18 protein-coding genes, 2 tRNA genes, 2 rRNA genes and 1 pseudogene are annotated in these 25,712 nt (G+C 59.4%); 9 read left to right on the top strand and 14 right to left on the bottom strand.

The window, feature by feature from the left end:
- Positions 1-11: 11 nt before the first annotated feature.
- The 5 genes from purU to AB1286_RS27210 all read right to left on the bottom strand — a co-directional run bounded on the left by purU (position 12) and on the right by AB1286_RS27210 (position 5,004).
- Positions 12-890: a formyltetrahydrofolate deformylase gene (purU, locus tag AB1286_RS27230; protein WP_430366318.1), complete on the bottom strand. Its 879-nt coding sequence runs from the start codon at positions 888-890 to the stop codon at positions 12-14.
- Positions 891-1,011: 121 nt separating this feature from the next.
- Positions 1,012-2,574 (bottom strand): methyl-accepting chemotaxis protein, encoded by a 1,563-nt coding sequence (locus tag AB1286_RS27225; RefSeq protein WP_430366317.1) that lies wholly within the window; start codon positions 2,572-2,574, stop codon positions 1,012-1,014.
- 291 nt (positions 2,575-2,865) lie between these two features.
- Positions 2,866-3,150 carry a DUF3331 domain-containing protein gene (locus tag AB1286_RS27220; RefSeq protein WP_430366316.1) on the bottom strand — a complete coding sequence of 95 codons (285 nt, stop codon included), beginning with the start codon at positions 3,148-3,150 and terminating at the stop codon, positions 2,866-2,868.
- Between the two features lie 232 nt (positions 3,151-3,382).
- Positions 3,383-4,630: an NAD(P)/FAD-dependent oxidoreductase gene (locus tag AB1286_RS27215; protein ID WP_430366315.1), complete on the bottom strand. Its 1,248-nt coding sequence runs from the start codon at positions 4,628-4,630 to the stop codon at positions 3,383-3,385.
- Positions 4,631-4,695: 65 nt separating this feature from the next.
- Positions 4,696-5,004 (bottom strand): Lrp/AsnC family transcriptional regulator, encoded by a 309-nt coding sequence (locus AB1286_RS27210; protein ID WP_430366314.1) that lies wholly within the window; start codon positions 5,002-5,004, stop codon positions 4,696-4,698.
- 117 nt (positions 5,005-5,121) lie between these two features.
- On the opposite strand from AB1286_RS27210, the pseudogene AB1286_RS27205 reads away from it, so the two are divergent.
- Positions 5,122-5,748: pseudogene (locus AB1286_RS27205) on the top strand (histone deacetylase family protein); the annotation flags it as partial.
- A 123-nt stretch (positions 5,749-5,871) separates the two neighbouring features.
- Here the strand turns inward: AB1286_RS27205 and AB1286_RS27200 are convergent.
- Positions 5,872-6,261 carry a hypothetical protein gene (locus AB1286_RS27200; RefSeq protein ID WP_430366313.1) on the bottom strand — a complete coding sequence of 130 codons (390 nt, stop codon included), beginning with the start codon at positions 6,259-6,261 and terminating at the stop codon, positions 5,872-5,874.
- Positions 6,258-7,427 carry a histidine decarboxylase gene (locus AB1286_RS27195; protein WP_430366312.1) on the bottom strand — a complete coding sequence of 390 codons (1,170 nt, stop codon included), beginning with the start codon at positions 7,425-7,427 and terminating at the stop codon, positions 6,258-6,260. The genes AB1286_RS27200 and AB1286_RS27195 overlap by 4 nt, the downstream gene beginning before the upstream one ends.
- A gap of 250 nt (positions 7,428-7,677) precedes the next feature.
- Between AB1286_RS27195 and AB1286_RS27190 the strand changes: the two genes are divergently transcribed.
- Positions 7,678-9,546, top strand: a complete 1,869-nt coding sequence (locus tag AB1286_RS27190; RefSeq protein WP_430366311.1) for a hypothetical protein — start codon at positions 7,678-7,680, stop codon at positions 9,544-9,546.
- Between the two features lie 36 nt (positions 9,547-9,582).
- Here AB1286_RS27190 and AB1286_RS27185 read toward each other — a convergent pair whose 3' ends face one another.
- Positions 9,583-9,897 (bottom strand): 2Fe-2S iron-sulfur cluster-binding protein, encoded by a 315-nt coding sequence (locus AB1286_RS27185; RefSeq protein ID WP_430366310.1) that lies wholly within the window; start codon positions 9,895-9,897, stop codon positions 9,583-9,585.
- A 424-nt stretch (positions 9,898-10,321) separates the two neighbouring features.
- Between AB1286_RS27185 and AB1286_RS27180 the strand changes: the two genes are divergently transcribed.
- Positions 10,322-10,612: a DUF1488 domain-containing protein gene (locus AB1286_RS27180; protein ID WP_430366309.1), complete on the top strand. Its 291-nt coding sequence runs from the start codon at positions 10,322-10,324 to the stop codon at positions 10,610-10,612.
- Between the two features lie 116 nt (positions 10,613-10,728).
- On the opposite strand, the gene AB1286_RS27175 is transcribed toward AB1286_RS27180, so the two are convergent.
- The 5 genes from AB1286_RS27175 to AB1286_RS27155 all read right to left on the bottom strand — a co-directional run bounded on the left by AB1286_RS27175 (position 10,729) and on the right by AB1286_RS27155 (position 15,524).
- Positions 10,729-12,030, bottom strand: a complete 1,302-nt coding sequence (locus tag AB1286_RS27175; RefSeq protein ID WP_430367335.1) for an NCS2 family permease — start codon at positions 12,028-12,030, stop codon at positions 10,729-10,731.
- 181 nt (positions 12,031-12,211) lie between these two features.
- Positions 12,212-12,967, bottom strand: coding sequence for a slipin family protein (locus AB1286_RS27170; protein ID WP_430366308.1), 756 nt, complete (start codon positions 12,965-12,967; stop codon positions 12,212-12,214).
- Entirely contained in the window at positions 12,964-14,433 is a 1,470-nt protein-coding gene (locus tag AB1286_RS27165) for an NfeD family protein (RefSeq protein ID WP_430367334.1), read from the bottom strand. Before AB1286_RS27165 ends, AB1286_RS27170 begins: the two co-directional genes overlap by 4 nt.
- 281 nt (positions 14,434-14,714) lie before the next feature.
- On the bottom strand, positions 14,715-15,104 hold the full coding sequence (locus AB1286_RS27160) for a nuclear transport factor 2 family protein (protein WP_430366307.1): 390 nt from the start codon (positions 15,102-15,104) through the stop codon (positions 14,715-14,717).
- Positions 15,105-15,182: 78 nt separating this feature from the next.
- Entirely contained in the window at positions 15,183-15,524 is a 342-nt protein-coding gene (locus AB1286_RS27155; protein WP_430366306.1) for a zinc ribbon domain-containing protein YjdM, read from the bottom strand.
- A gap of 283 nt (positions 15,525-15,807) precedes the next feature.
- Between AB1286_RS27155 and AB1286_RS27150 the strand changes: the two genes are divergently transcribed.
- Together AB1286_RS27150 and AB1286_RS27145 are read left to right on the top strand one after the other, a co-directional pair.
- Positions 15,808-17,070, top strand: a complete 1,263-nt coding sequence (locus AB1286_RS27150; protein ID WP_430366305.1) for a serine hydrolase domain-containing protein — start codon at positions 15,808-15,810, stop codon at positions 17,068-17,070.
- A gap of 187 nt (positions 17,071-17,257) precedes the next feature.
- Complete coding sequence (locus AB1286_RS27145) at positions 17,258-18,664, top strand: inorganic phosphate transporter (protein ID WP_430366304.1); 1,407 nt, start codon at positions 17,258-17,260, stop codon at positions 18,662-18,664.
- A gap of 247 nt (positions 18,665-18,911) precedes the next feature.
- On the opposite strand, the gene AB1286_RS27140 is transcribed toward AB1286_RS27145, so the two are convergent.
- Positions 18,912-19,838 (bottom strand): glutaminase, encoded by a 927-nt coding sequence (locus tag AB1286_RS27140; protein WP_430366303.1) that lies wholly within the window; start codon positions 19,836-19,838, stop codon positions 18,912-18,914.
- Positions 19,839-20,495: 657 nt separating this feature from the next.
- On the opposite strand from AB1286_RS27140, the gene AB1286_RS27135 reads away from it, so the two are divergent.
- The 4 genes from AB1286_RS27135 (at position 20,496) to AB1286_RS27120 (ending at position 25,583) form a co-directional block, all read left to right on the top strand.
- Positions 20,496-22,026 (top strand): 16S ribosomal RNA (locus tag AB1286_RS27135).
- A gap of 65 nt (positions 22,027-22,091) precedes the next feature.
- Positions 22,092-22,168: transfer RNA gene (locus tag AB1286_RS27130), tRNA-Ile, on the top strand.
- Positions 22,169-22,276: 108 nt separating this feature from the next.
- Positions 22,277-22,352: transfer RNA gene (locus tag AB1286_RS27125), tRNA-Ala, on the top strand.
- Between the two features lie 349 nt (positions 22,353-22,701).
- Positions 22,702-25,583 (top strand): 23S ribosomal RNA (locus AB1286_RS27120).
- Together the 16S and 23S rRNA genes with 2 tRNA genes alongside form the textbook arrangement of a ribosomal RNA operon.
- The last annotated feature ends 129 nt before the right edge of the window (positions 25,584-25,712 follow it).

Raw genomic sequence — 25,712 nt, 5'->3', positions numbered from 1 at the left:
TTAGGGGGCTCTTACTGGAGCACGACGGTGCGCTCGCCGTTGATGAATACGCGCCGTTCGATGAACGCTTTGACGGCCCGCGCGAGCGTGATGCATTCCACGTCCCGCCCGACGGCGAGCAGCCGTTCCGGGCTGTGCGAGTGATCGACGCGCTCCACCGATTGTTCGATGATGGGGCCCTCGTCGAGATCGTCTGTCACGAAATGGGCCGTCGCGCCGATGAGCTTCACCCCGCGAGCATGGGCTTGGTGATAAGGCTTCGCCCCCTTGAAGCCGGGCAGGAACGAGTGATGGATGTTGATGGCGCGTCCGGCGAGCTTGCGGCTCGTTTCTTCGGAAAGAATTTGCATATAGCGCGCGAGCACGATCAGATCTGCGCCCGTCGATCGGTACAAATCGAGCAGTCGCGCTTCTTGCCTGTCCTTCGTGTCGGAGGTGAGGGGCAAGTAGTGAAACGGCAAGCCGTGTTGCACGGCCATCGCCTCGAGCGTCGTGTGGTTCGATGCGATGCCGACGATATCCATTTTGAGCTCGCCCATGCGCCAGCGGAACAACAGGTCCGCCAGGCAATGCTCCAGTTTCGAGACCATGATGAGCACTTTGGGGCGCACGTCGGCGTCGTGGATCGCCCACGTCATATCGAAATCGGCGGCGATCGGGGCGAATTGCGCTTTGAGCCGATCGATATCGAGCGGTTCGCCCGTCGCTCGTGCGCCGTGAAAGACGCAGCGCATGAAAAAGCGCTCGCTGAGGTCGTCGTCGAAGACGGTGAGCTCGTCGATGTAGCCGCCGTGCTTATCCAGCAGCGCGACGACGGCGGCCACTTGGCCGGCGGCGCTCGGGCAAGCGAGCGTGAGCACGAATTGGTGAGAACGATCGGGAGTCGACATGAAAGTAGCCTTGGTTCTTCAATGGAATGCGCGCGATCGAACCGTCACGCTGCCTATCCAGTAGACCAGGCCAGATTTTCCGCCGATAGAACCGAATCGCCGCGGCGATGGTATCGGTACGTCAGCCGGCGTCGCGCGCCAACCGAAAGCGCGCCACGGCTTCGTCGAGGCGGCGGCTCTGGTCTTCCAGCGAAGCCGCGGCGGCCGACGCCTCTTCGGCGAGCGCGGCGTTGCGTTGCATCGCCTGTTCCATGTGCGCGACCGAGGCGTTGACCTGTTCGATGCCGATCGACTGTTGCTCCGATGCGAGGCTGATCTCGGCGATGATCGTGCGCACGCGCTCCACGGCCTGTGCGAGATCGGTCATCGTCGCGCCGGCCTCGCCGACGAGTGCGCTGCCGCCGTTCACCCGTTCGGTGGAATCGCCGATTAGCGCTTTGATTTCTTTCGCGGCGGATGCCGAGCGTTGTGCCAGATTGCGCACTTCCGCCGCGACGACGGCAAAGCCGCGGCCGTTTTCCCCGGCACGCGCCGCTTCGACGGCTGCGTTCAGGGCAAGAATGTTCGTTTGGAACGCGATGCCTTCGATTACGCCGACGATGCCGGCGATTTGCGCCGAGCTGGTCGAAATCGCGCTCATCGTCGACACCACGCGCTCCATGGCACTGCCGCCTTTCAACGCGATCTCGGCGGCGCTGACCGCAAAGGCGCGGGCGCTACGGGCATTTTCGGCGTTCTGCCGAACGGTGGCGGTCAATTGCTCGATGCTAGCGGCCGCTTCTTGCAGCGACGCGGCTTGCTGCTCGGTGTGGTCCGAGAGCTCCATGTTTCCGTGCGCGATCGCGCGCGCATCGCCGACGATCGACTCGGTGCTCGTCCGAACCTGGCTCACCGTCCGCGCCAGGCCGGTTTGCATCTGGTTCAGTCGGGTCAGCAGGTGGCCCATTTCGTTCATGCGCGCGATCGACACGCCTTCCGTCAAATCGCCTCGAGCGATGCGATCGAAATGCGCCACGGCCGTATTGACGGGCGCGACGATCGCACGGGCGAGCGTGCGTTGTATGACCCACCCGACGGCAATCGCGAGCGCGGCAGCTGCGCCCAGTGCCCATAGCGCGCGCTGAAAGCGCAGATCGGCCGCTTCGAAGCGCGCTTTCTCGCGCGCCACTTGCAGGTCCTCCAACGCGGCGATGGCATCCTGATAGGCGGAGAACAGGGCGGGCGGGGCCTCGCGCTGAGTCGAGAGGAAATCGACCATATTGTCGTCGTCCAGTTGCGACAACGCCTTTTGCACCGTTTGACTCATGAGTGCTTGCCGGCGGGCAAGCAATGCGTCGAGCAACTGTTTCTCGACGGCATCGGGGCGATGTAACTGCTGATAGGCGGCCAATTCGTCGTTACTCTGGGCGAGCAATCGATGCAACCGAGCGATTTGGGCTTGGGCCGGCTGACCGGCGCTGATCAATTGCTCCACTTCGCTTAATCCCCCGCGCAGCACGAGCAGCCGCTCCGAACTGGTCTTGAGATGCAGCAGCGAGGCCGTATCGTCGAGATACATCGCGGCCAGGGCGGCATTGCCCGCCGACAGCATCGCGACCGCCCCCGCAATGACGAGTACGAGCAACGCCGTATAGCCGGCGATGGCGGCGGCAAGGCCGCCTCGAATGGAGAGCGAGATTCGCATGGCGATGATGGTTCATGTGCGGTGCGCCCGGCCGGCGGGCGGGCGCCGGTGCGCGTGCGCGTTCGAAGACGGCAGGCGGCACGCGGCGGCGGGTTGCGCGCAAATTAGCGGCGCTTACCGCGTGAATATCGGCAGTCCTAATTAGCGGCTATTGTCAGCAAGCGACAGCAGCCTGGCCAATTGCGACAGAGGCCTCGGGCGGGAGCGTGCAACGGCACGCCGAAATAGACATAAATGGTGGCGCTCGGCAACTACCGGAAATCGTAGCCTTGCCCGGCCGGCTAAATAGAATTATTCCTCGGCGGAATGGCCGAACGCGTCGACGGAGATCATAGCCGCCGCATTGGCCGGCGCGGGACGTTCCGCGGGACGAAATACGGCGTCGCCGCGGCGAATCGCCCGGCGCGATACGATGCAGGTTCCCGATGCATTGGCCGAGCGGCGGCGCCAGCGCTGTTCCCCATAATGGCAGCGGCCGGGCTCTACCCAACGAATGATTAGCGTCGTGTCGGATTGTTCGAGAATTTCGATTTGGACGCGGCTTACGTCTATAGCGTGAGACTTTTTGGTCCTCATAGCAGCTCCTGGACTCGAGCTTGGTAAATGTATTCGGGTCCGGCCAGGATCGCTATCGTTATATCCGTAGAAACACAATTCTCCAAATGGAAATAATCGGGATCGGCTTACGTTAATTTGCACAAATTAGTACACATTTCTGCACTGTCGCGTGGTAATCGCTTCGCCGAAATCCTAACAGTAAGTAGGCAAACCCCTGTACCCCGGGGTTACGCCGTATATCGAGTCGCGCTCAAAAGCGCGCCGGGCGATAGGGGCTGGGGTCGGTGAAAGGCGCGGCGCCTGTCATCATTTCGGCGAGTAGCCGTCCCGTGACGGGGCCGAGCGTCAAACCGTGGTGCGCGTGGCCGAAGGCAAACCACAGACCGCGGTGCCTCGGCGCCGGGCCGATGACGGGGCGCATATCGGGCGTGCAGGGGCGCAGCCCCAGCCAAGGCTGCGGATCCAAGCGCTGCCCGAGCCCGAAGGCGGGGCGTGCATAGGCTTCCGCGCGCGCGAGTTGGATGCCGGTGGGGGGAGCCTCGCGCGCGGCGAGCTCGATGCCCGTCGTCAAACGTAAGCCGCGTTGCATCGGCGCGATCACGTAGCCCTGCTCGCGATCCAAGATCGCACGGCCGAGCGGTGCCTCGCGCGTCGCTTCGTAATGCATGTGATACCCGCGTTTCGCTCGCAACGGAATCCGATAGCCGAGCGGCGCGAATACGGTATCGGACCAGGGGCCCAGGGCGACGACGAGTTCGCGCGCGCTGATCGTGCCGTTAAGCGTTTGTACGGTCCAGGCGTCGTTTTCGGCGCGCGCCGTCGCCGCATCGCCCGAGACGATTGTGCCGCCGCCAGTCTCGAACAGTGCGGCATAAGCTTTGGTGAGCGCACCCGGGTTCGTCACGCATTCGGGATCGAGCCAATGCAGGCCCGCGCAGAATGCGTCGGAAAGCGCCGGTTCGCGCGCGCGTAGGGCCGCGCCGTCCAGCGTATCGAGACGCAAGCCTTGAGCGCTCGCCAACTGCTCGGCGCGCTTGGCGGCGGCCGAGTATTCGCTAGGTGTCCTAAACGCCTCGATCCAGCCGGTGGGGTGAACGAGCGTGGCGGCATCCGCGCCGGCGCGTGCGACCAGGGCGTTATGTTCGTCAACGCACAGCCGAACGAGCGGAAGCATGTCGCGGGCGGCTTCGGCGAGCCGTGCCGGAGACGATTCGTGCCAATACCGCGCAAGCCACGGCGCGAAACCGGGCAGGGCCTTGTAGTCCCAATAGAGATCGGTGGAACGATTCCGCGCATAGCGCAGCAGTGCGCCCATGCTGCGCGGGAACGCATAGGGCGTGACGGCCGAACGTTCGATGAGCCCGGCGTTGCCGAAACTCGTCCCATCCCCGGGAGCGCCGCGGTCTAGAAGCGCGACTCGCCGCGAACGGTCTTGCAGGTGGATGGCGCAAGACACGCCGACGATGCCGGCACCAAGAACGATGACGTCGAAATCCATGGGATGAGGTCCGGTTCGGTTGATCGGGGGGTACGGCGCGATAGGCGGCTAGCGCTGCCGGCCGTTTAGTTTTCGTCGGGGATCGGCAGCTGCGATGCGGCTTTCACTTCGCGCAGGGTCAAGCTCGACTGAATCCAAGCGACGCCGGCTTGCCGTCGCAAGTCGAGCCCGATGGCGCGCCGGTCGATATTCGCGTGATAGCCGGTGATCACGCTTTCGTCTTCCAAGTGTTCGCGGCGTCGCCAACAGGGCGTGACGCTCAGCGAAAGCTTTTCGCGGAGCGCCGCGTTCGATAGCGATCCGTCGTCTTGAAGCATGCGCAGCATTGACCGATCGACGGTATCCATTTCGACTTTGGGACGCTTTGTGCTCATTTTCGTCGTTTTGTAGGCGAACTGCCCGGTAGTCTAGGCTGCACAGAAATCGAAAGCAAAATCTTGGCGGCCCGTGCTCCGTAGACTGTTGCCTATGTTCAACGGGACCGTCAACCCATGCTCACTATCTATAGCAGCGACCATCGTTTTCATTATGGCGTCGAGCTCGAGGACGGTGCGGTTTCGGAATCGTTCGAGAAGCCAGCCCGAGCCGAGACGGTGCTTGCACAAGTGATGGCCGCCAAATTAGGCGACGTCGTCGGTCCGCATTCCTATGACCAATCGATTTACGCCGGCGCACATAGCCAGCGCTATGTCGAATTCCTGGCGGGGGCGTGGAACGAATGGAGCGCGACCGGGCGCAGTTGCCAAGCATTGCCGCTGGTGTGGCCCGTGCGGGGCCTAGCGAGCACGGAATTGCCTCAATTCATCGACGGCAAGCTCGGCTTCTTTTCGATGGATGCGGGCTCGCCCATCAACGCCGGTACATGGGACGCCGCGTGCGCAAGTGCGAATTGTGCGCTGACGGGCGCCGACCGGCTGTCCGGCAGCATGCGGGCCGCATTCGCGCTATGCCGTCCCCCGGGACACCATGCCGGCCGCGAGTACATGGGCGGTTATTGCTATTTGAACAATGCGGCCATCGCCGCGCAGCGATGCATCGATCAAGGCGCTCGCCGTGTGGCTGTGCTCGACGTGGACTTTCACCATGGAAACGGTACGCAAGATATTTTTTACGATCGCAACGAGGCTGCTGGACGTCGTGGCAATGTGAATCGTGCACGCGCTCGGTATCGATCCGATGCGCGCGAAGCTAGCGACCGACGAACGCATCCGCTAGCTTGCGCCCGCATCGGGCGCAACGATTCAAACGAGTCGATCGGCGAGCAAGCGTTTAGCTTGCTCGTTGTCGCTCGTCGCGATGGTTACGATGCAGCTCTCGGCCTGACGGCTGACCGTGCGCATCATCCGGATGTCGAGACTTGCCTCGGCTAGCTCGCTCGCCACGCGCGCGAGCGCGCCCGGCACGTTTTCCACTTGTAGCGTCAGCACCTCGTCCGACATGACTTGGCAGCCGGCGCGTGTGAGTACCGCCATCGCGGTGGAGAGATTGTCGACGTCGATGTGCAAAATCGCGTTCGTGCCTACCGCGCGGCCGTCCATCGCTGCGACGTTGACGCCGTTCGTTGCGAGCAGGCCGGAAAGTTCGGCGATCAGACCGGTGCGGTCGGTGGTGATCACGGTGAGGGAGTTCATGCTTGCCCGGGCTCCTGGGTTGTCGAGATATTCGTGGCTTTGCCGCCGTTGCGACCGTCGCGCTCGGCAATCATATCGTCCACGAGCGCATCGACTTGTGCGCGCGTGACGTTGGGCATCACGATCAAATGAGATTGTTCGCCTTGCGTGGCGAGTTGCCAGCGCGCCTTGAGGGCGTCGCCGACCTTCGGAAATACGACCGTGAGCGCTTGCGGATTGCGCCAGGCCGGGATACCGGCGTCCTTCATACGTGTCTCGGCGTAGGCGGCGAGCTCGAGCGCCGCGGCGGCGCGCCGGCGCAATCCGTCGATGCCGAGCTCCTTGAGCCGATACCACAGCACGAGGGGCGTGAAGCCGTTGCGCGACCCGGTGATCGTAGTGTCGAGCGAGCCGATGTAACCGATCGAACGCGCAATGCGCTCGACGTGGCGTTTACGCGCGATCACGACGCCGCAAGGCATCGGCGAGCCGAAGAACTTATGGCCGCTGATCGAAATCGAGTCGGCGCCATCCGCGAAATCGAATGCCGGGCGCGGCTCCAGAAACGGCGCGAAGCCGCCGCAGAGCGCTGCGTCGGAGTGAATGTAGTAGTCGCGAATCGCAAAGCGCCCAAGCAAGCCCTTGATCACGTCGATATCGTCGCGGGCCTCGGTCATCGTCGTGCCGATATTGGCGAAGATGATTGCCGGTTTGTCGCGATTGATACGCAGCGTTTCGGCTAAATCCTCGTAATCCATTTCGCCGTTCGGTTGGCTGCGAATCGTAATCGAGCGCAGACCGAGGAAATGAATGTTCTTGGCGACCGAGTAATGCGTGTCCTCGGAGAAATAGACGATACCGCGTGGCAGCAACTCGCGGGCAAGGTATAAGCCGTAGAGGTTGCCTTCGGTGCCGCCGTTGGTGACGTAGCCCCAAACCTCGCCGGCCGGTGCGCGTAGAAGGTCGGCGACTAAGCCGACGACTTCGCGTTCGAGTTCGCGCGTGCCGACCTCGAAGGTGGAATCGACGAACGGATCGCCTAGATTGTTCAGCGGAAAGCGCAGAAAGCGCTCGAGCGGCCCCATATCGAAGTCTTTCGACACGGGATAGCCGAGGAAGCGTTCCGTAGCCTGCTCGAGCGATTGATAGAGCGCGTCGAGCCGACGGAGGTCATGTTCGGTAAGCATGATGCAGACACTTCTAGTGGTGGACGATACGCCGCATGGGGGCACCGATTCTATTGCCGATGCACCAGCATGGAGCGCGTGCATTCTAACGCCAATGAAGGCGCGGAAAGAATGTTTCTGTCGACGTAGCCGCCAATTGATGAGTGTATTTCTTTGTCGAAGCGATTAGGTTATCGTGAGTCGCTTTCGATAGACGTGTCCAGACGAAAACATCGCGAGCGAAATCGCCGCCAGGGCAAGGTGAACGCATATGTCGACAGCATTGCGCCGTTTGACGCGACGGATTAGGCGTGTGTTCGCCAGCGCGATCTTCCTGCTAACTTCATGCAGTCTCCCGCCGTCTCAGCAACCGGGGCATATCGTCGGCCATATCGATGGCATCAGCCGAGATGGGGATCACTACCTTCTCTCGGGTTGGGCTTGTCAGCGCGGGTTGATGCAGTCGATCAAAATTCAATTGTTTGCCAATGCCGGGGCGGACAGCGTCGCGGGCATGGCCCCCGTGCTGACGGAAACGGCGGATTTGTTCAGTGAGCCCGGCGTGGCGCAAGCGTGCCGTACTTCTGTGGCGGGAAAGCATCGGTTCGTTCTAGTGTTGCCCTATGGTTACGGGCCGAATAGCATTCTCGCCGTGCATGGATTGCGGATCGTGGACGGTGTTCCCAATGACGCAATAGCCGGTTCGGGAACAAAGCTCCCCGTTTTGGCGGCTCCCGCGGTTCCCTATGCGCCGCTGCCACGCCCTACAGGCGCTTACAGTAGCCTCGCCATGCATCCTGGCGTGTTCATGACGCCAAAGGAAGTCAAAGACATCGCGTCGCGGATCGATCGTCCGAATAGCTACTCGAGGCACCGCTTTGATTTGCTTGCGGCAAAGATTGCCCAAGATCTGAAATCCGGAATCGATTGGGACGTTACCTATTCGGGCGGCGATCCGAGCGTTTATCAGTATTCATTCTCGTATGAGCCGCAAGATGGACACGATGCACAGACTCGGGCCGCGCTGAACGTTCCATCTGGCATCAAGGCTCCGGCGGGAGCCGCGGTCGTCGCGTCTCGTCTTGCGCTCTACGCCGCGCTCGTCAACGCCGGCGCCGTCCCGCCCCCAGGCGCGCCGGGTGCCGCGGAGCCCGCAGCGCTGGCCAAACGCATTCTCCTCGCGTGGGCGGACCGGGGATTTCGCGACCCAAGCGGGCGTTTCCAGAGCCTCGGGTCATTCGTCCGCGACGGTCGCGCGCGCCCCCAATCGGGACTCGGGCTGACGCTGGGACGAGGGGTGATCTATTCGGTGCAAGCCCAAGATCTGCTCGAATCGCTCGGTATGTTCGATAGCGATGAGATACGGCGGCTAAACGCGGCCAACGAAGCCCTCTTCGAATTGATTCGCCAATCGGAAAACGTGCTATTCGCGGGAGTGGGCTATCCATACTCGGCGTGTTCGCGCTACACCAATCTTGCGGCAAACGCGAATGTTGGAATGTTAGCCACGGCACGTCTGCTGAACGATTCGCGCAAGGTCGAGGCCGTGGTTTTCGGCGGCGATCCTTCGTTGCCGGTGCTGGCGCCATGGACGCAACTGTTCGATCGATTGGTGTACGGCCAATCGGACGGCCCCGATCCGGCCTGTGTCGAAAACCGAGAGGCCGATAGCGAGTCCAGCTTGCTTCATCACGATGCGTATCAAACACCGCGCGCCGCGCCAGGTGAGATCGCCGACCGGTTTCGGAACGCGACGCCGCTTCAAGGTATTGGGTATCCGATGTTTACGCTCGAACGGCTGCTAGATGGCGCGGAGCTACTGCGGTTCGCCGGCTTCGACGTGTACGATTACCGTGGCCGTCGAGGGCAATCGATCGAATTGGCGGTGCAATATTACGCTTGCTTTGCCAAGCGGGCGGGTTTCTACGGAGTGGTGTCGGCGGCGAACGCTAGCGATTGCCCGAATGCCGGCCAATATTATGGAAAGCTCGTCAACGGGGTCGACACGAACATACTGATTGCGGCATATCGATTTCCTAACGATCCGATCATTCGAGACGTTTTAGCCGCCGCCCAATCGCACGCATCCGCAGGTGCGTTTTCCGATGACGCGATCCTCTTTGGAAAGTGGCCCGATTAAGTTTGCGCGGCTGTTCGAGCTTTTCCTCGATGCCGCTTACTTCTGTTGCGGACGATCGATTTCGGCCTCTGGTACCAGTAGCACGAGATCCGTCTCGGCGAGCGCGACACACGGTAAAACCCAACCCTCGTTTTTTTCTTCTTTCGTCAATCCGGGCCATTCGATGCGATACGACACTGTGCCGCTGATTAAGCGGCACATACAGGTGCGGCAGGAGCCGTTCCGGCACGAGCGCGGAAGTCTGACCTGGGCGGCCGTGGCTGCTTCGAGGAGCGAGACGGACGGGGACGACTCGAACGAGTACCCGTGAGGTTCGATGCGAACGATGCGGGGCGCTGGCGATGAAGTCATGATAGGCAAAGGATGGAGCAGGGAGGCTCAATTCGGCGGTGACGGCGCAGCGTTCGCGGAGCGTAGCGGAAGCACTGAACATGCCGACAGTGTATCGGTCCGCGCCGCGACGTGCGTTCCCGTCCGATGCGCCTATTCGTGTCGGGCGTCATGCTCGAGGACACGATAACCGGCGAGCACTCGGGAAAGGATTCGGACTCCTTACTATTTCCACCCGCAATTGAAACCTATTTCCTCGTATCTACAGACGATAAAACCCGGAATCTCAAGGAAAACTTGCTCGCCGCCGCAAACGTTCTAAAGTAAATGCAATCGGCGAGGGCCGTTGTGCTCTCGCCGTTGAGCCCGCGCTTCCAGCAAGAAGGAAGCACTCCCCACTCGGCGCGGTTATCGGCGTGTCTTCGTCACGGCAAAGGCGAACCCCATGCAGATCAGTTTTCCCAATGAAGCGCCCGAGTACTCGGGGCGCGAGTTGAAAGTAGCGTTTCCGGCGCTTGTCAACGGCCAGCGCGTTTGGTGCAGCATTACGGCCGAAGCGCTCGAAGACCATTTCGGCGCCGCTTCGCCGCGACTAGAGGACATGGTCGGTGCTTTCGACGCGCATCGCACCCGCATCGAGGCGGCGACGCGCAGGCTACTGGCCGAGACGAGCGGCCAATGCGTGACCCTGCGCAGCGGCTACGTGAGGTTCTACGAGGCGAATGCAGGCGCCTAAGCACGCTTGGAAACGCTGTTTCGTCGGCTCGCGCTATCGCTATCGCGGAAACAACGAAGCCGCCCCAAAATGGCGGCGGCTTCGCTATGTCTGCCTTGCGCCGACGGCGCGCTGTATTAGCCCCCGCCCAGATAAAAGAAGCGGAACAGGAAAATCGCGGCGATGATCCAGACGATCGCCTTGACCTGGCGCGCCCGCCCCGTAAAGAGCTTGAGACCGGCATAGGTAATGAAGCCGAATGCCACGCCGTTGGCGATCGAGTACGTGAACGGCATCATCAGCGCAGTCAGCACGGCCGGCACCACTTCGGTGGCGTCGTCCCAGGGCAGATCGGCCAATTCCCTCAGCATCAGGCATGAAACGTAGAGCAGTGCAGGCGCCGTGGCATAGCCGGGTACGACGCCGGCGAGCGGCGCGACGAACAGGCAAGCCAGGAACAGGACGGCGACGGTAATTGCCGTCATGCCCGTGCGGCCGCCGGCTTGAACGCCCGAAGCGCTTTCGATATACGCCGTCGTGGACGACGTGCCGAGCAGCGAACCCGCGACGATTGCCGTGCTATCGGCGAGCAGCGCCTTGTTCAACCGATCCATCTTCCCTTCGACGAGCAGCCCCGCGCGGTTGGCCACCCCCATCAACGTGCCCGTTGCATCGAACAACTCGACGAGGAAAAACACCAGAATCACGTTCAAGATTCCGGTGGAAAGCGCGCCGCGGATATCGAGGTGAAACAGCGTGGGGACAATGGACGGCGGCGCCGAGACGACGCCGTGAAATTCGTTGCCGCCGAAGAAGAACGACAAGACCGTCACCGTGAGGATGCCGATCAGAATCGCGCCGCGTACCCGCAAACAGTCGAGGGTGACGATGGTGAAGAACCCGATCGTCGCGAGGATCACCTCGGGTTTATGCAAGTCGCCCAGCGTAACGAGGGTAGCGGGGTTGCCGGTGATGACACCGGCCGTCTTCAACGAGATGATGGCGAGAAATAAGCCGATCCCGCCCGTGATGGCGGCGCGGATCGATCGCGGTATACCGTTCACGATCATCTCGCGTACGCCGATCAGCGTGACGATTAGGAACAAGCAGCCTGAAATAAAGACGGCGCCGAGCGCCGCTTCCCACGAAAAGCCCATGCCCTTGACCACGGCGTAGGCGAAGTACGCGTTTAGCCCCATGCCGGGTGCGCAGGCGATGGGGTAGTTCGCATACAGGCCCATGATTAGCGTGGCGATGGCCGCCACGAGGCATGTTGCGACGAAGACGGCGGCTTTCGGCATCCCCGCGTCGCCCAGAATCGCGGGGTTGACGAAGATGATGTAAGCCATCGTAAGGAACGTCGTTATGCCGGCCAGTATTTCCGTACGGAAATTGGTGCCGGCCTCCTCGAAGCCGAAATAACGCTTTGCCGATTCCAAGAACGGAAGGGCTTTGACTTGTTCCATTGAGTTGCGTCTCCTATCGATTGCGCCGGCGGCCGCTCTCCTATACAGGAAAGCGGCCAATCCGCAGACCAGCCGCACAGTTTAATAGCGAGGATGCGTCGACGCCAGCGCGTCGCGTCCTGTCTACCGCGGATGCGCGTGGCCTTAAGGCGGATCACCGTCGATCGAGAAGCGTATTGAGCAAGTCGATGGGCAGAGGGAAGACGATCGTGGAATTTTTGTCGGCGGCTATCGTCGTCAGTGTCTGTAAATAGCGCAATTGCATCGCCTGCGGCTCATGGGCCAGGGTTTGCGCTGCCTGTAATAGTTTCTGCGAGGCTTGAAGTTCGCCGTCGGCATGAATGATTTTGGCGCGACGCTCGCGTTCGGCTTCGGCTTGCCGGGCGATGGCGCGAATCATCGACTCGTTGATGTCGACATGCTTGATCTCGACGTTCGATACCTTGATGCCCCATGCATCCGTCTGCGTGTCGAGCGTTTTTTGAATATCGGCGTTCAGTTGCTCGCGCTCGGCCAGCAATGCGTCCAGCTCGTGTTTGCCCAGTACCGCGCGCAACGTGGTTTGAGAAAGCTGGCTCGTCGCTTCCATAAAGCGGGCGACCTGAATGACGGCCTTTTCCGGATCGACGACGCGAAAGTAGACGACGGCATTGACTTTAACGGAGACGTTGTCGCGGGTGATGACGTCTTGCGGGGGCACGTCGAAGACGATCGTCCGTAGATCGATGCGTACCGCTTGTTGCACGATCGGCATGATCAAAACGAGGCCTGGACCTTTGACCTTCCAAAAGCGGCCGAGTAAGAACACCACGCCGCGTTCGTATTCGCGAAAGATGCGGATCGAGGAGGCAACGATGACGATCACGATCAGAAATAGGATCGTGCCGAAGCTGAATGTGAAACCGATCATGGCGACACTCCGCGTTGTTGTGGTTCTTCGGTCGATACGACGTCGAGCACGAGTCCGTGCCGGCCCGTGACGCGTATGTGGGCGCCGGCCGCGAGCGGTGCGGCTGCCCTGACGCGCCAGCGCTCGCCGTGGACGCGCGCCCAGCCGACGCTCGCCCCCGTCGATTCCTCGTCGGCCGGGGCCAGGGCGGCATCGATGACTTCGCCGACGCTGCCGACGAGTGCCTCGCCGCCCGTGACGACCGGCCGTCGCCGTGCGCGATAGGCAAAGCTCGAGACGAAGAAGACGAAAACGGCGCCTGCGGCCGAGATGGCGGCGACCGTCGGCAGGGGAACGCCGTAGCCGGGCTGATCCGTATCGATCAGCATCAACGCGCCGGCAGCGAAGGCGACGATACCTCCGAAACCGAGCGTGCCGAACGTGGGTAGAAAAGCTTCCGCGATCAGGAAAGCGATGCCGAGAAATATGAGCGCCAGTCCGGTATAGCTGATCGGCAGCAATTGCAGTGCAAAAAGACCGACCAAGAGACAAATTGCGCCCGCTACGCCGGGTAGCACGAAGCCCGGATTGGCGAATTCGAAAAAGAGCCCGTACATGCCGATCGTAAGCAGGATCAGCGCGACGTTCGGGTCCGTTACGACTGCTAGGAAATGGCTGCGCCAATCGGGTTCGAACGTAACGACTTGTGCGTGAGACGTCGCGAGCTTATGCGGCCCGGTTGCCGTTTCGACGATTCGGCCGTCGAGTTTCGTGAGCAGATCGGGCAGATCGCGCGCCGTTAGATCGACGACATGTTGTGCGAGTGCCTCGCTCGCGGATAGGCTGACGGCCTCGCGTACGGCCTGCTCGGCCCATGCGGCATTACGCCCGCGCAATTGCGCCAGTCCGCGAATGTAGGCGGCCGCATCGTCGATCTGTTTGCGTGTCTCGGTGGATTGCGTCTCGGTTGCCGGAGCGGATGCGGCGCCTTTCCCCGCCTCGCTCGGACGTTTAGGTTCCGGGGCGGCGAGACCTGGCGCGCCGAGTTGAATGGGTGTAGCTGCGCCGAGGTTCGTGCCCGGCGCCATCGCCGCGATATGACTGGCGTAGACGATGTACGTGCCGGCGCTTGCCGCGCGCGCACCCCCTGGTGCGATGAACGCGGCGACAGGGATGGGCGAGGCCAGAATGGCTTTGATGATTTGCCGCATCGAAACGTCGAGCCCGCCGGGCGTATCCAACTCGATGACGGCCAATTGCGCTCCGGTATTCGCCGCGCGGGTGAGCGAGCGCGTGATGAAATCGGCACTGGCGGGGCTAATTGCGCCCACGACGGGGATGACGACAACGTCTTGTCGGGTCGGCGCGGCGGCGTGCGCGATCGCCGCGCAGGCGAGGAGAACGAGAAAAGCGGCGGCGCAATGAGAAAGCCACATGCGCAGCCGGGTGGGCGGGCGCACGAGGGGAGTCGATGCGAGTCGCGGCAACGGATGGATTTTCATCGTTTTCAGCCGACGCATGCGAATGCGTCGCCGCCGGCGGAGAAGCCGCCCTTGATATTGAAAGCTTAGGACGATTCGCTGACGTTCGCTAAATGGCGATGACTGGTAGGCGCGATTGTAGAGGGACGCTTACAGTCTGTTGTCGGTTTTTCTATTGTTTTAATTTCTTACTTATGTCGCCGTCGATGGACGAGATTCTTGCGAACGAGACGTTGAAGTTGCGAGAGCGTGCCCCGGGGAACGGGCGTACGGGCAGGCGGTGGGTCTTATTCCCCATGCAGTCGGGGCGTTCCCATTTTGAACCAAGCCTTTGCGATCTTTCCGCCGGAAACTTCGTAAATCGCTAGAACGTCGATCTCCCCCGGCCCTTTAGGGAAGGTGCGCGTTACGCATTCCTGATCGACGACAAGATTTCCTACTACGGCGCGATGGATGAGTCGACCGAACAGGTTCGATTCCTCGAAGCGTTTGACGTGACGCTCGCGAATTTCCGCCGCGCCGCGTGCGAGCAGGCGGGAGGGGAATTCGTAGTACTCGCAATCGTCCGACCACCACTGCATAAAGCCGTCGATGTCGCGCGCGTTATAAGCGTTCAGTTGCTGCTCGACAGGGAAAGCTGCCGAGACTTGTTCTTGTGCGTGGGTGGTGGCGTTCACGTGTGGCGGTCGTTGTCGTAGTGGGCTTGAGCGTGTCGCGTCAGCCGGCCTTCGGCGTTCGCGCACGTTCTCCTTCAATCACGCTTTTTTAACGAATTCCGATTTCAGGCTCATCGCGCCGAAGCCGTCGATCTTGCAATCGATGTCGTGGTCGCTATCCACGAGTCGAATGTTCTTCACCTTGGTACCCATTTTGACCACACCGCCCGAACCCTTTAGCTTCAGATCTTTGATGACGGTGACGGTGTCTCCGTCTTGTAGGATGTTTCCGGCGGAGTCCCGGTAGACTTTGGCGGCCGCATCGGTCGGTGCATCCGCTTGAGCAGACCATTCATGCGCGCACTCCGGGCAGATATAGGTGCTCCCATCTTCATAGGTGAACTCGGAATTGCATTGGGGGCAGGGAGGCAACGCGCTCATGTCTAATCCTTGGTGCCTTGCGAGAGGCGATTAAAACGAGGAAGTATACGCTGCCGTTCGCGCTGCTCGGCGGTTGGGTGTCGATCGCCCGGCCGATGTTGCCGACCGCTCCCAAAACTCGACAATGGCATTACCGAGGATCATGCGTACGGATGTGCCACGGCTGCATCGCGATATTGCGTCATGAATCGACACACACTAGACGCGTCAACGAGATCGATCCCGGAGCGTTGAGCCATAACCTGCCGTTAGCCTCAGTTCTCGATCGAAGAGGAGTTTCGACGTGTCGCGTTACGCAAAAATAATGATTGCCGGTGGTGTTTTGGCTTTAGTAAGTACCGTTGCACGGCCCAGCCCCGTCTTTTCGGATACGGGATATTCGGCCGATGCGTACGGCGCCGCGGATGGCTATCCTTTACCGTTATCCGGCCACGCAAGAACGAAAAAGCAATTCGTCGGCTATTACAGCCATTACGATGACGTCCGCCCTGCCGATGCGATCGCCAAGGCCGGCGCGCCCTCGATGCTCAAGACATCGGAGCAGGAACTTACGCTGAACTACCCGTACGGTGGGCAATATCGCAATCTCGACGACTATCTCGATCGCAATCCGGTGACCGGACTTTTGATCGCCCGCGGCGATTCGATTCTGTACGAACACTATCGCTACGGTCGAAAGGATTCGGACAAATTTTTGTCGCAATCGATGGCTAAGACAATCGTCGGGATGCTCATCGGAATTGCCGTATCCGAGGGCGCGATACGCTCGATCGACGATCTTGCGGACGTTTATGTGCCGGAACTCGCAGATAACCCATACGGGCAAACCTCGATTCGGGATCTGCTACATATGTCTTCAGGCGTTCATTTTTTTGAAGACAGCAACGCCGGCGACGATAGAGATAAGCTGGGCCTCGATCTTTTCGATCCGCACGGCTTGGGTGCGATACACGCCGTCAAGCGTTTCCATACGCGCGAACGCAAGCCCGGGACGCATTTCAGCTATGCGAGCATCGAAACGGAAGTGCTCGGGCTCGTTTTGAGCCGGGCGACGCATATGAGCGTCGCGCAGTACGCGAGCGAACGCATTTGGAAAAAGATGGGCATGGAGTCCGATGCATCGTGGGGACGCGATGCAACCGGGCAAAACATCACCTTTTGCTGTATGAACGCTACGTTGCGCGACTGGGCGAGGGTAGGGCTGATGCTCGCCTATGACGGCCGGTGGAATGGTCAGCAGATCGTGCCCCGCGATTGGGTGTTGGCAGCCACGAGCGTGGCGCCTCAAGACGGTTTCTTGACTCCGGGCAAAGCTAATCCGGTTTTCGGTTATGGATATCAAGTCTGGTTGCTGCCGGGGGAGCGGCGCATGTTTGCATTGCAGGGAATGGACGGCCAAAGAATCATCGTCGACCCGGCCTCGAAACTTGTCCTGGTTCAGACTGCCGTCTGGACCAACGACCATGATCCAGGCATGCGGGAAATCTTTGCTCTATGGAATGCGCTTGTCGCGCAGTATGGAATCGCCAGTGTCGCAAATAGATGACGCCGGTCATTGCGGTATGCGAGAGATCGTTGTCGCCCTGTAGCCAAGGGAACAAAAGGCTCTCGCATGAGATAGCCGACAATCGGGGCCGGGCAGTCACGCAAGATTCACGAGAGCAGGTACGCGTTTAGCGATTAGGGTCGGCGTCGCCATTTTTTACGCCGGATACTCCCCGCGGATCGCCAAGATGCTTGCTCACTTCGCCCCGTCTTCCGCTGTCATTGTTGCAATGCTCGTCGTGTGCCTCGTCATGGTCTTGGCATTCGAGGCAAGCAACGGGTTTCACGACTCGTCGAATGCCGTTGCGACGGTCATCTACACGCGCTCGCTCGAACCGGTGCAAGCCGTGGTTTGGTCCGGCATCATGAATCTTGTCGGGGTGCTCGTCGGCGGCATCTCGGTTGCCTATGCGCTGGTCGAGATACTTCCCCCCGACGTCCTGACACCGCCCGACGGTGCGCCCGCGGTGCCGATGCTCGTTTCGATTTTTGCCTCGGCGCTCTTTTGGAATGTGCTGACATGGGCATTCGCAGTGCCCAATAGCAGCTCGCATTGCATCATCGGCGCGTTGATCGGTGTGGCCTGTGCGGACACGCTCGTCAATTCGCGCAACGTGGGACGGAGCGTCGACTGGCAACAGATCGCCACCGTGCTGAAGGGACTCGCCGTCTCGCCGCTGCTGGGATTTCTCATCGCCGGCGGCCTTTACCTCGCGTTGAGGCTAGTCGTTCGGAAAGGGCATTGGCTGGTGCCGCCCGGTCCGGGCGAGCGTCCGGTTTGGTGGCTGCGCGCGTTGCTCGTGACGACCTGCACAACGGTGAGCTTTGCCCACGGCACCAACGACGGACAAAAGAGCATCGGCCTCATCATGCTGACGATCATCGGCTTGCTGCCCGCAACCTATGCGCTGAATCCGAGCGCAGTCGAGCAACTGTCCGCGCTGCCGTCGCATGCCGCGCAAGGGCAGCCGCTGATTGCAACCTACGGCAACGACCGGAAGACCCGCGCCGTAGCTGCCGCACAAGCGCTCGTACATGCACAGCCGCAATTGGCTTGGGAGGTGGCCGAACTGCGCGCGCGGCGACCTGCAAGGGACGGCGAGCGTGTGACGCGTTCGCGATTGCGGGGATATGTGTACGACGTCGTGGCTCAACTGAAATATATGAGCGAGCGCCGCGACGTGCCGGATGGGCCGCGGCATGAGGCGTCGCAGTTGGCTTCATCGGTCAGCCTGCCTGTGGAGTATGCGCCGTGGTGGGTGCGCGTACTGAGCGCGATTTGCTTGGGCGCGGGAACGATGGTCGGCTATCGCCGGGTTGTGCGCACGCTTGGCGAGCGCCTTGGGCGGCAGCAGATGACTCCGGGGCAGGGTGCATGCGCGGAGCTCGTGGGTTCGCTGCTGATCGGCACTGCGGGTTTTACGGGGTTGCCCGTGAGCACCACCCATATCATCACGTCGGGTATTGCTGGGACGATGGCGGCGAGCGGCCAGGGCGTGCGCGGCGCCATGATTGCGCGCATCGTACTCACGTGGGTCGTTACGCTTCCAGTCACGGCGGCTCTCTCGGGTGGGCTTTTCTATCTGCTGGGTTAGGTCCGCGCGCTTGCAACCCGGGATTTCGATTTGGACGAGGGATAAGCGACTGGGGAAGTCCGCCGAGGACTTGGGGGTGGCCGCGGGATTGTTGAATTAGCGGGCACTCCCGGGCGCTACAAGCGCGCCACCCCTGGTTGCGCATGCGCCGCCTCCTTTCGGCGACAGGCCGACGGGAAAGATGGCATCGGCGGATTGCGACCTCGCTTTCTATACGCGGCTAACGATTCGCTATGACTGGCCGCGATCAAAAGATCGATCGCTTGGTTAATGTGGTCAACCATTCGAGGGATAGCGTGCCCGCGAGCGAATTGCCGTTCGCATCGAGTCCAGGCGACCACACGCAAACCGCCATCTCTCCGGGCAGCACCGCCACGACGCCGCCTCCAACACCACTCTTGGCGGGAAGTCCGACGCGGTAGACGAAATCGCCGGCCGCGTCATAGGTCCCGCAGGTCAACATGAGTGCCGACAAGCGCTTAGCCGAACTCGGATCGAGGATTCGCTCTTGCGTGGCGGCCGATACGCCGCCGTTCGCGAGGAATAGGGCGGCGCGCGCGAGCTCGACGCAATTCATCTCGATCGCGCATTGACGGCAGTAGGCGTCGACGACCGTCTCGGGCGGCATTTCCAGATTGCCGAAGCTTGCTATGAAATGCGCCATCGCGCGATTGCGCTCGGCGTGCTGGAGCTCCGATTGCGCGACGCGCGAGTTGTAGTCGATGTCCGTTGCGCCGGACAGCCGCCGAACAAATTGCACGAGCGCCGTCTCGGCGCCGACGAAGCGGCGGCACAGCACATCGGTTACGACGAGTGCTCCTGCATTGATGAATGGGTTGCGCGGAATTCCTCTTTCCGTTTCGAGCTGGACGAGCGAGTTGAACGCCGTACCCGACGGCTCCCGCCCGACGCGCTGCCATAGCGCGTCGCCGAGCAACTGAAACGCGAGCGTGCAGGCAAAGAGCTTGGAGATGCTTTGAATGGAGAAGCGCTCTTGTGCATCGCCGACCGTGAAGACTTCGCCGTCGAGGGTGACGACGGCCATGCCGAACCGTTCGGCGGGTACCTTGGCGAGCTCGGGTATGTAGTTGGCGACGCGACCTTGAGTTCGCCACGGTTCGATGTCGCGATAGATCTGCTCGAGGATGAGTGGGTAGTTCGGCTGATGATTCATTGGCTGTTTTATAGACCGATACGCTTGCGAGAGGCCTGGCCACGCTTGCTATATATGTCTGCATATATAGACGGTGTCCGCGGGGCCCCCGTATGGAACCCGCAAGCGAGCATGGCCGTCAAGCGTCCGATATATATGGGCGCCGCCGTTGCCGAGACCTATGTAGATAGCGACTGCAAAAAACCGCTTGCGCGGTTCGGATAAGCCGCCTAGAATTGCGCCCTTTCGTGCAGTCAGTGTGACTGAACGAAGAGAAGCGAGGCCTTGTGGGGTGCGGTTTTCCGCGAGGTCGTCGTCAACGGTTCTTCAGCAAGCAGATGCAAGCGACGCGAAAAAAACTGTTGACGAGATGCAAAAGGTTCTGCATAATCTCGTTTCTCTGCTGCTGACGCAGCAACGCAAGACGGGCGGTGCTGAGAAGAAGGTGTTCCGGTGCTGCTGACGGTTAAGCGACGCGATCTTTAAAAATTTACAGCCGATAAGTGTGGGCGCTTGATGGCGACGCAAGACGGATTCTTCGGGATCTGTCGAAAGCGAAAGTATCAAGTCTCACACAGTATTAGAGGAAGGTTTATCTGTCGAAAGACGGATTAATCATCGTCAGTACGTTGAGTGAGCGACCGGTTGGTAACACAACCGAAAACAGTAACAGGTATTGAACTGAAGAGTTTGATCCTGGCTCAGATTGAACGCTGGCGGCATGCCTTACACATGCAAGTCGAACGGCAGCACGGGGGCAACCCTGGTGGCGAGTGGCGAACGGGTGAGTAATACATCGGAACGTGTCCTAGAGTGGGGGATAGCCCGGCGAAAGCCGGATTAATACCGCATACGCTCGAGAGAGGAAAGCGGGGGATCTTCGGACCTCGCGCTCAAGGGGCGGCCGATGGCGGATTAGCTAGTTGGTGGGGTAAAGGCCTACCAAGGCGACGATCCGTAGCTGGTCTGAGAGGACGACCAGCCACACTGGGACTGAGACACGGCCCAGACTCCTACGGGAGGCAGCAGTGGGGAATTTTGGACAATGGGGGCAACCCTGATCCAGCAATGCCGCGTGTGTGAAGAAGGCCTTCGGGTTGTAAAGCACTTTTGTCCGGAAAGAAATCCTCTGGGTTAATACCTCGGGGGGATGACGGTACCGGAAGAATAAGCACCGGCTAACTACGTGCCAGCAGCCGCGGTAATACGTAGGGTGCGAGCGTTAATCGGAATTACTGGGCGTAAAGCGTGCGCAGGCGGTTCGCTAAGACCGATGTGAAATCCCCGGGCTTAACCTGGGAACTGCATTGGTGACTGGCGAGCTAGAGTGTGGCAGAGGGGGGTAGAATTCCACGTGTAGCAGTGAAATGCGTAGAGATGTGGAGGAATACCGATGGCGAAGGCAGCCCCCTGGGCTAACACTGACGCTCATGCACGAAAGCGTGGGGAGCAAACAGGATTAGATACCCTGGTAGTCCACGCCCTAAACGATGTCAACTAGTTGTTGGGGATTCATTTCCTTAGTAACGTAGCTAACGCGTGAAGTTGACCGCCTGGGGAGTACGGTCGCAAGATTAAAACTCAAAGGAATTGACGGGGACCCGCACAAGCGGTGGATGATGTGGATTAATTCGATGCAACGCGAAAAACCTTACCTACCCTTGACATGGACGGAATCTTGCTGAGAGGTGAGAGTGCTCGAAAGAGAACCGTCGCACAGGTGCTGCATGGCTGTCGTCAGCTCGTGTCGTGAGATGTTGGGTTAAGTCCCGCAACGAGCGCAACCCTTGTCTCTAGTTGCTACGAAAGGGCACTCTAGAGAGACTGCCGGTGACAAACCGGAGGAAGGTGGGGATGACGTCAAGTCCTCATGGCCCTTATGGGTAGGGCTTCACACGTCATACAATGGTCGGAACAGAGGGTTGCCAACCCGCGAGGGGGAGCTAATCCCAGAAAACCGATCGTAGTCCGGATTGCACTCTGCAACTCGAGTGCATGAAGCTGGAATCGCTAGTAATCGCGGATCAGCATGCCGCGGTGAATACGTTCCCGGGTCTTGTACACACCGCCCGTCACACCATGGGAGTGGGTTTTACCAGAAGTGGCTAGTCTAACCGCAAGGAGGACGGTCACCACGGTAGGATTCATGACTGGGGTGAAGTCGTAACAAGGTAGCCGTATCGGAAGGTGCGGCTGGATCACCTCCTTTCTCGAGCTTAAGCGTCACAAGTTAAGCGCCCACAACTTATCGGCTGTAGATCAAGACAGACTCAGGGGTCTGTAGCTCAGTCGGTTAGAGCACCGTCTTGATAAGGCGGGGGTCGTTGGTTCGAATCCAACCAGACCCACCATTTGCGATGATCGTTAGTGCTTTAGCACTTACGAGCATCTCACCCCCGAAGGGGGTTAAGCGGTGGTGATAATCGAAGAGTTATTTGAGTCTGACAAATGGTTATGCTGGGGGCATAGCTCAGCTGGGAGAGCACCTGCTTTGCAAGCAGGGGGTCGTCGGTTCGATCCCGTCTGCCTCCACCAATCACTAATGACAAGTGTTCGATCTTGTATCGAGTTTTTGTCATTGGCGATTGAGCCAGTCAGAGCGACTGAAGGTATGAGTCGGCTGTCGATCTTTAACAATCTGGAAGAAGTAGTAATGGATATTGAAAGCGTCTATGAGATGGACGTGGAAGATATCATGGGTAGTGATTGTATCAATGTATTTAAAGTGATCGAAAGATGACTTGGAATACGGCACAACGCGAGAACTCAAACCTGTAGCGAGTGTTCTAACCCTGTTGGTGGTGCCTTTTGGGTGCCCCCTACGGGGGTGGTTCCCAGTAAGTGCTAAAGCACTAACTGGTCACGTAAGACGCTCTCGTTATAGGGTCAAGCGAACAAGTGCATGTGGTGGATGCCTTGGCGATCACAGGCGATGAAGGACGCGGTAGCCTGCGAAAAGCCCCGGGGAGCTGGCAAACGAGCTTTGATCCGGGGATGTCCGAATGGGGAAACCCACTCCGAATGGAGTATCCATAGCTGAATACATAGGCTATGTGAAGCGAACGCGGTGAACTGAAACATCTAAGTAACCGCAGGAAAAGAAATCAACCGAGATTCCCAAAGTAGTGGCGAGCGAAATGGGAAGAGCCTGTACGTGTTATCTGTGTTGTTAGCTGAACGCTCTGGAAAGTGCGGCCATAGCAGGTGATAGCCCTGTAAGCGAAAACAGCGTGGAAGAACTAGGCGTACGACAAGTAGGGCGGGACACGTGAAATCCTGTCTGAAGATGGGGGGACCATCCTCCAAGGCTAAATACTCGTGATCGACCGATAGTGAACCAGTACCGTGAGGGAAAGGCGAAAAGAACCCCGGGAGGGGAGTGAAATAGATCCTGAAACCGCATGCATACAAACAGTCGGAGCCTCGTAAGGGGTGACGGCGTACCTTTTGTATAATGGGTCAGCGACTTACGTTCAGTAGCAAGCTTAACTGATTAAGGCAGGCGTAGCGAAAGCGAGTCCGAATAGGGCGTTCAGTTGCTGGGCGTAGACCCGAAACCAAGTGATCTATCCATGGCCAGGTTGAAGGTGCGGTAACACGTACTGGAGGACCGAACCCACTAACGTTGAAAAGTTAGGGGATGAGCTGTGGATAGGGGTGAAAGGCTAAACAAACTTGGAAATAGCTGGTTCTCTCCGAAAACTATTTAGGTAGTGCCTCGTGTATCACCTTCGGGGGTAGAGCACTGTCATGGTTGAAGGGTCCATTGCGGATTACTTCGCCATAGCAAACTCCGAATACCGAAGAGTGCAATCACGGGAGACAGACATCGGGTGCTAACGTCCGGTGTCAAGAGGGAAACAACCCAGACCGCCAGCTAAGGTCCCCAAATATAGCTAAGTGGGAAACGAAGTGGGAAGGCTAAAACAGTCAGGAGGTTGGCTTAGAAGCAGCCACCCTTTAAAGAAAGCGTAATAGCTCACTGATCGAGTCGTCCTGCGCGGAAGATGTAACGGGGCTAAGCTATATACCGAAGCTGCGGATGCGTGCTTGCACGCATGGTAGGAGAGCGTTCCGTAAGCCTGCGAAGGTGCATTGTAAAGTGTGCTGGAGGTATCGGAAGTGCGAATGCTGACATGAGTAGCGATAAAGGGGGTGAAAGGCCCCCTCGCCGTAAGCCCAAGGTTTCCTACGCAACGTTCATCGGCGTAGGGTGAGTCGGCCCCTAAGGCGAGGCAGAAATGCGTAGCTGATGGGAAGCAGGTCAATATTCCTGCACCATTGTTAGATGCGATGGGGGGACGGATCGCGGAAGGTTGTCCGGGTGTTGGAAGTCCCGGTCGCTGCATTGGAGAAGGTGCTTAGGCAAATCCGGGCACGTAATTCAAGGGTGTGGCGCGAGCGGCTTTAAGCTGCGAAGCAATCGGAAGTGGTTCCAAGAAAAGCCTCTAAGCTTCAGTCTAACAGTGACCGTACCGCAAACCGACACAGGTGGGCGAGATGAGTATTCTAAGGCGCTTGAGAGAACTCGGGAGAAGGAACTCGGCAAATTGGTACCGTAACTTCGGGATAAGGTACGCCCTTGTAGCTTAACTGGCTTGCGCCAGAAGGGTGAAAGGGTTGCAATAAACTGGTGGCTGCGACTGTTTAATAAAAACACAGCACTCTGCAAACACGAAAGTGGACGTATAGGGTGTGACGCCTGCCCGGTGCCGGAAGATTAAATGATGGGGTGCAAGCTCTTGATTGAAGTCCCGGTAAACGGCGGCCGTAACTATAACGGTCCTAAGGTAGCGAAATTCCTTGTCGGGTAAGTTCCGACCTGCACGAATGGCGTAACGATGGCCACACTGTCTCCTCCCGAGACTCAGCGAAGTTGAAGTGTTTGTGATGATGCAATCTCCCCGCGGCTAGACGGAAAGACCCCATGAACCTTTACTGTAGCTTTGCATTGGACTTTGAACCGATCTGTGTAGGATAGGTGGGAGGCTATGAAACCGGAACGCTAGTTTCGGTGGAGCCGTCCTTGAAATACCACCCTGGTTTGTTTGAGGTTCTAACCTTGGCCCGTAATCCGGGTCGGGGACAGTGCATGGTAGGCAGTTTGACTGGGGCGGTCTCCTCCCAAAGTGTAACGGAGGAGTACGAAGGTACGCTAGGTACGGTCGGAAATCGTGCTGATAGTGCAATGGCATAAGCGTGCTTAACTGCGAGACCGACAAGTCGAGCAGGTGCGAAAGCAGGTCATAGTGATCCGGTGGTTCTGTATGGAAGGGCCATCGCTCAACGGATAAAAGGTACTCTGGGGATAACAGGCTGATACCGCCCAAGAGTTCATATCGACGGCGGTGTTTGGCACCTCGATGTCGGCTCATCTCATCCTGGGGCTGTAGCCGGTCCCAAGGGTATGGCTGTTCGCCATTTAAAGAGGTACGTGAGCTGGGTTTAAAACGTCGTGAGACAGTTTGGTCCCTATCTGCCGTGGGCGTTGGATATTTGAAGGGGGCTGCTCCTAGTACGAGAGGACCGGAGTGGACGAACCTCTGGTGTACCGGTTGTCACGCCAGTGGCATCGCCGGGTAGCTATGTTCGGAAGAGATAACCGCTGAAAGCATCTAAGCGGGAAACTCGCCTTAAGATGAGATATCCCCGGGGACACCGATCCCCTTGAAGGGTCGTTCGAGACCAGGACGTTGATAGGTCGGGTGTGTACATGCAGTAATGCATTTAGCTAACCGATACTAATTGCCCGTACGGCTTGATCCTATAACAAGTGCGTTTTGCGATTCGCACAGGTTTGAGCGCGTAGTGCCACACAATCGCTGCCCAAGCGACATTACACCGAGCCCAACACGCTCGATACTTCTTCCCAGATTGGCTGTGGCGCCCTGCGCG

Origin of the sequence: Trinickia sp. NRRL B-1857, assembly GCF_050470685.1 — a bacterium.
GTDB lineage: Bacteria > Pseudomonadota > Gammaproteobacteria > Burkholderiales > Burkholderiaceae > Trinickia.
The sequence above is the reverse complement of the archived record's forward strand: the minus strand, read 5'-3'. Positions and strand labels throughout refer to the sequence as shown.

Excerpts from the sequence above, each read along its gene's own strand:
- AB1286_RS27210 (WP_430366314.1), bottom strand. The coding sequence starts at position 5,004 with ATGAGCACAAAGCGTCCCAAAGTCGAAATGGATACCGTCGATCGGTCA.
- purU (WP_430366318.1), bottom strand. The coding sequence starts at position 890 with ATGTCGACTCCCGATCGTTCTCACCAATTCGTGCTCACGCTCGCTTGC.
- AB1286_RS27170 (WP_430366308.1), bottom strand. The coding sequence starts at position 12,967 with ATGATCGGTTTCACATTCAGCTTCGGCACGATCCTATTTCTGATCGTG.
- AB1286_RS27195 (WP_430366312.1), bottom strand. The coding sequence starts at position 7,427 with ATGCTTACCGAACATGACCTCCGTCGGCTCGACGCGCTCTATCAATCG.
- AB1286_RS27145 (WP_430366304.1), top strand. The coding sequence starts at position 17,258 with ATGCTTGCTCACTTCGCCCCGTCTTCCGCTGTCATTGTTGCAATGCTC.
- AB1286_RS27180 (WP_430366309.1), top strand. The coding sequence starts at position 10,322 with ATGCAGATCAGTTTTCCCAATGAAGCGCCCGAGTACTCGGGGCGCGAG.
- AB1286_RS27185 (WP_430366310.1), bottom strand. The coding sequence starts at position 9,897 with ATGACTTCATCGCCAGCGCCCCGCATCGTTCGCATCGAACCTCACGGG.
- AB1286_RS27140 (WP_430366303.1), bottom strand. The coding sequence starts at position 19,838 with ATGAATCATCAGCCGAACTACCCACTCATCCTCGAGCAGATCTATCGC.
- AB1286_RS27190 (WP_430366311.1), top strand. The coding sequence starts at position 7,678 with ATGTCGACAGCATTGCGCCGTTTGACGCGACGGATTAGGCGTGTGTTC.
- AB1286_RS27200 (WP_430366313.1), bottom strand. The coding sequence starts at position 6,261 with ATGAACTCCCTCACCGTGATCACCACCGACCGCACCGGTCTGATCGCC.
- AB1286_RS27225 (WP_430366317.1), bottom strand. The coding sequence starts at position 2,574 with ATGCGAATCTCGCTCTCCATTCGAGGCGGCCTTGCCGCCGCCATCGCC.
- AB1286_RS27155 (WP_430366306.1), bottom strand. The coding sequence starts at position 15,524 with ATGAGCGCGTTGCCTCCCTGCCCCCAATGCAATTCCGAGTTCACCTAT.
- AB1286_RS27215 (WP_430366315.1), bottom strand. The coding sequence starts at position 4,630 with ATGGATTTCGACGTCATCGTTCTTGGTGCCGGCATCGTCGGCGTGTCT.
- AB1286_RS27220 (WP_430366316.1), bottom strand. The coding sequence starts at position 3,150 with ATGAGGACCAAAAAGTCTCACGCTATAGACGTAAGCCGCGTCCAAATC.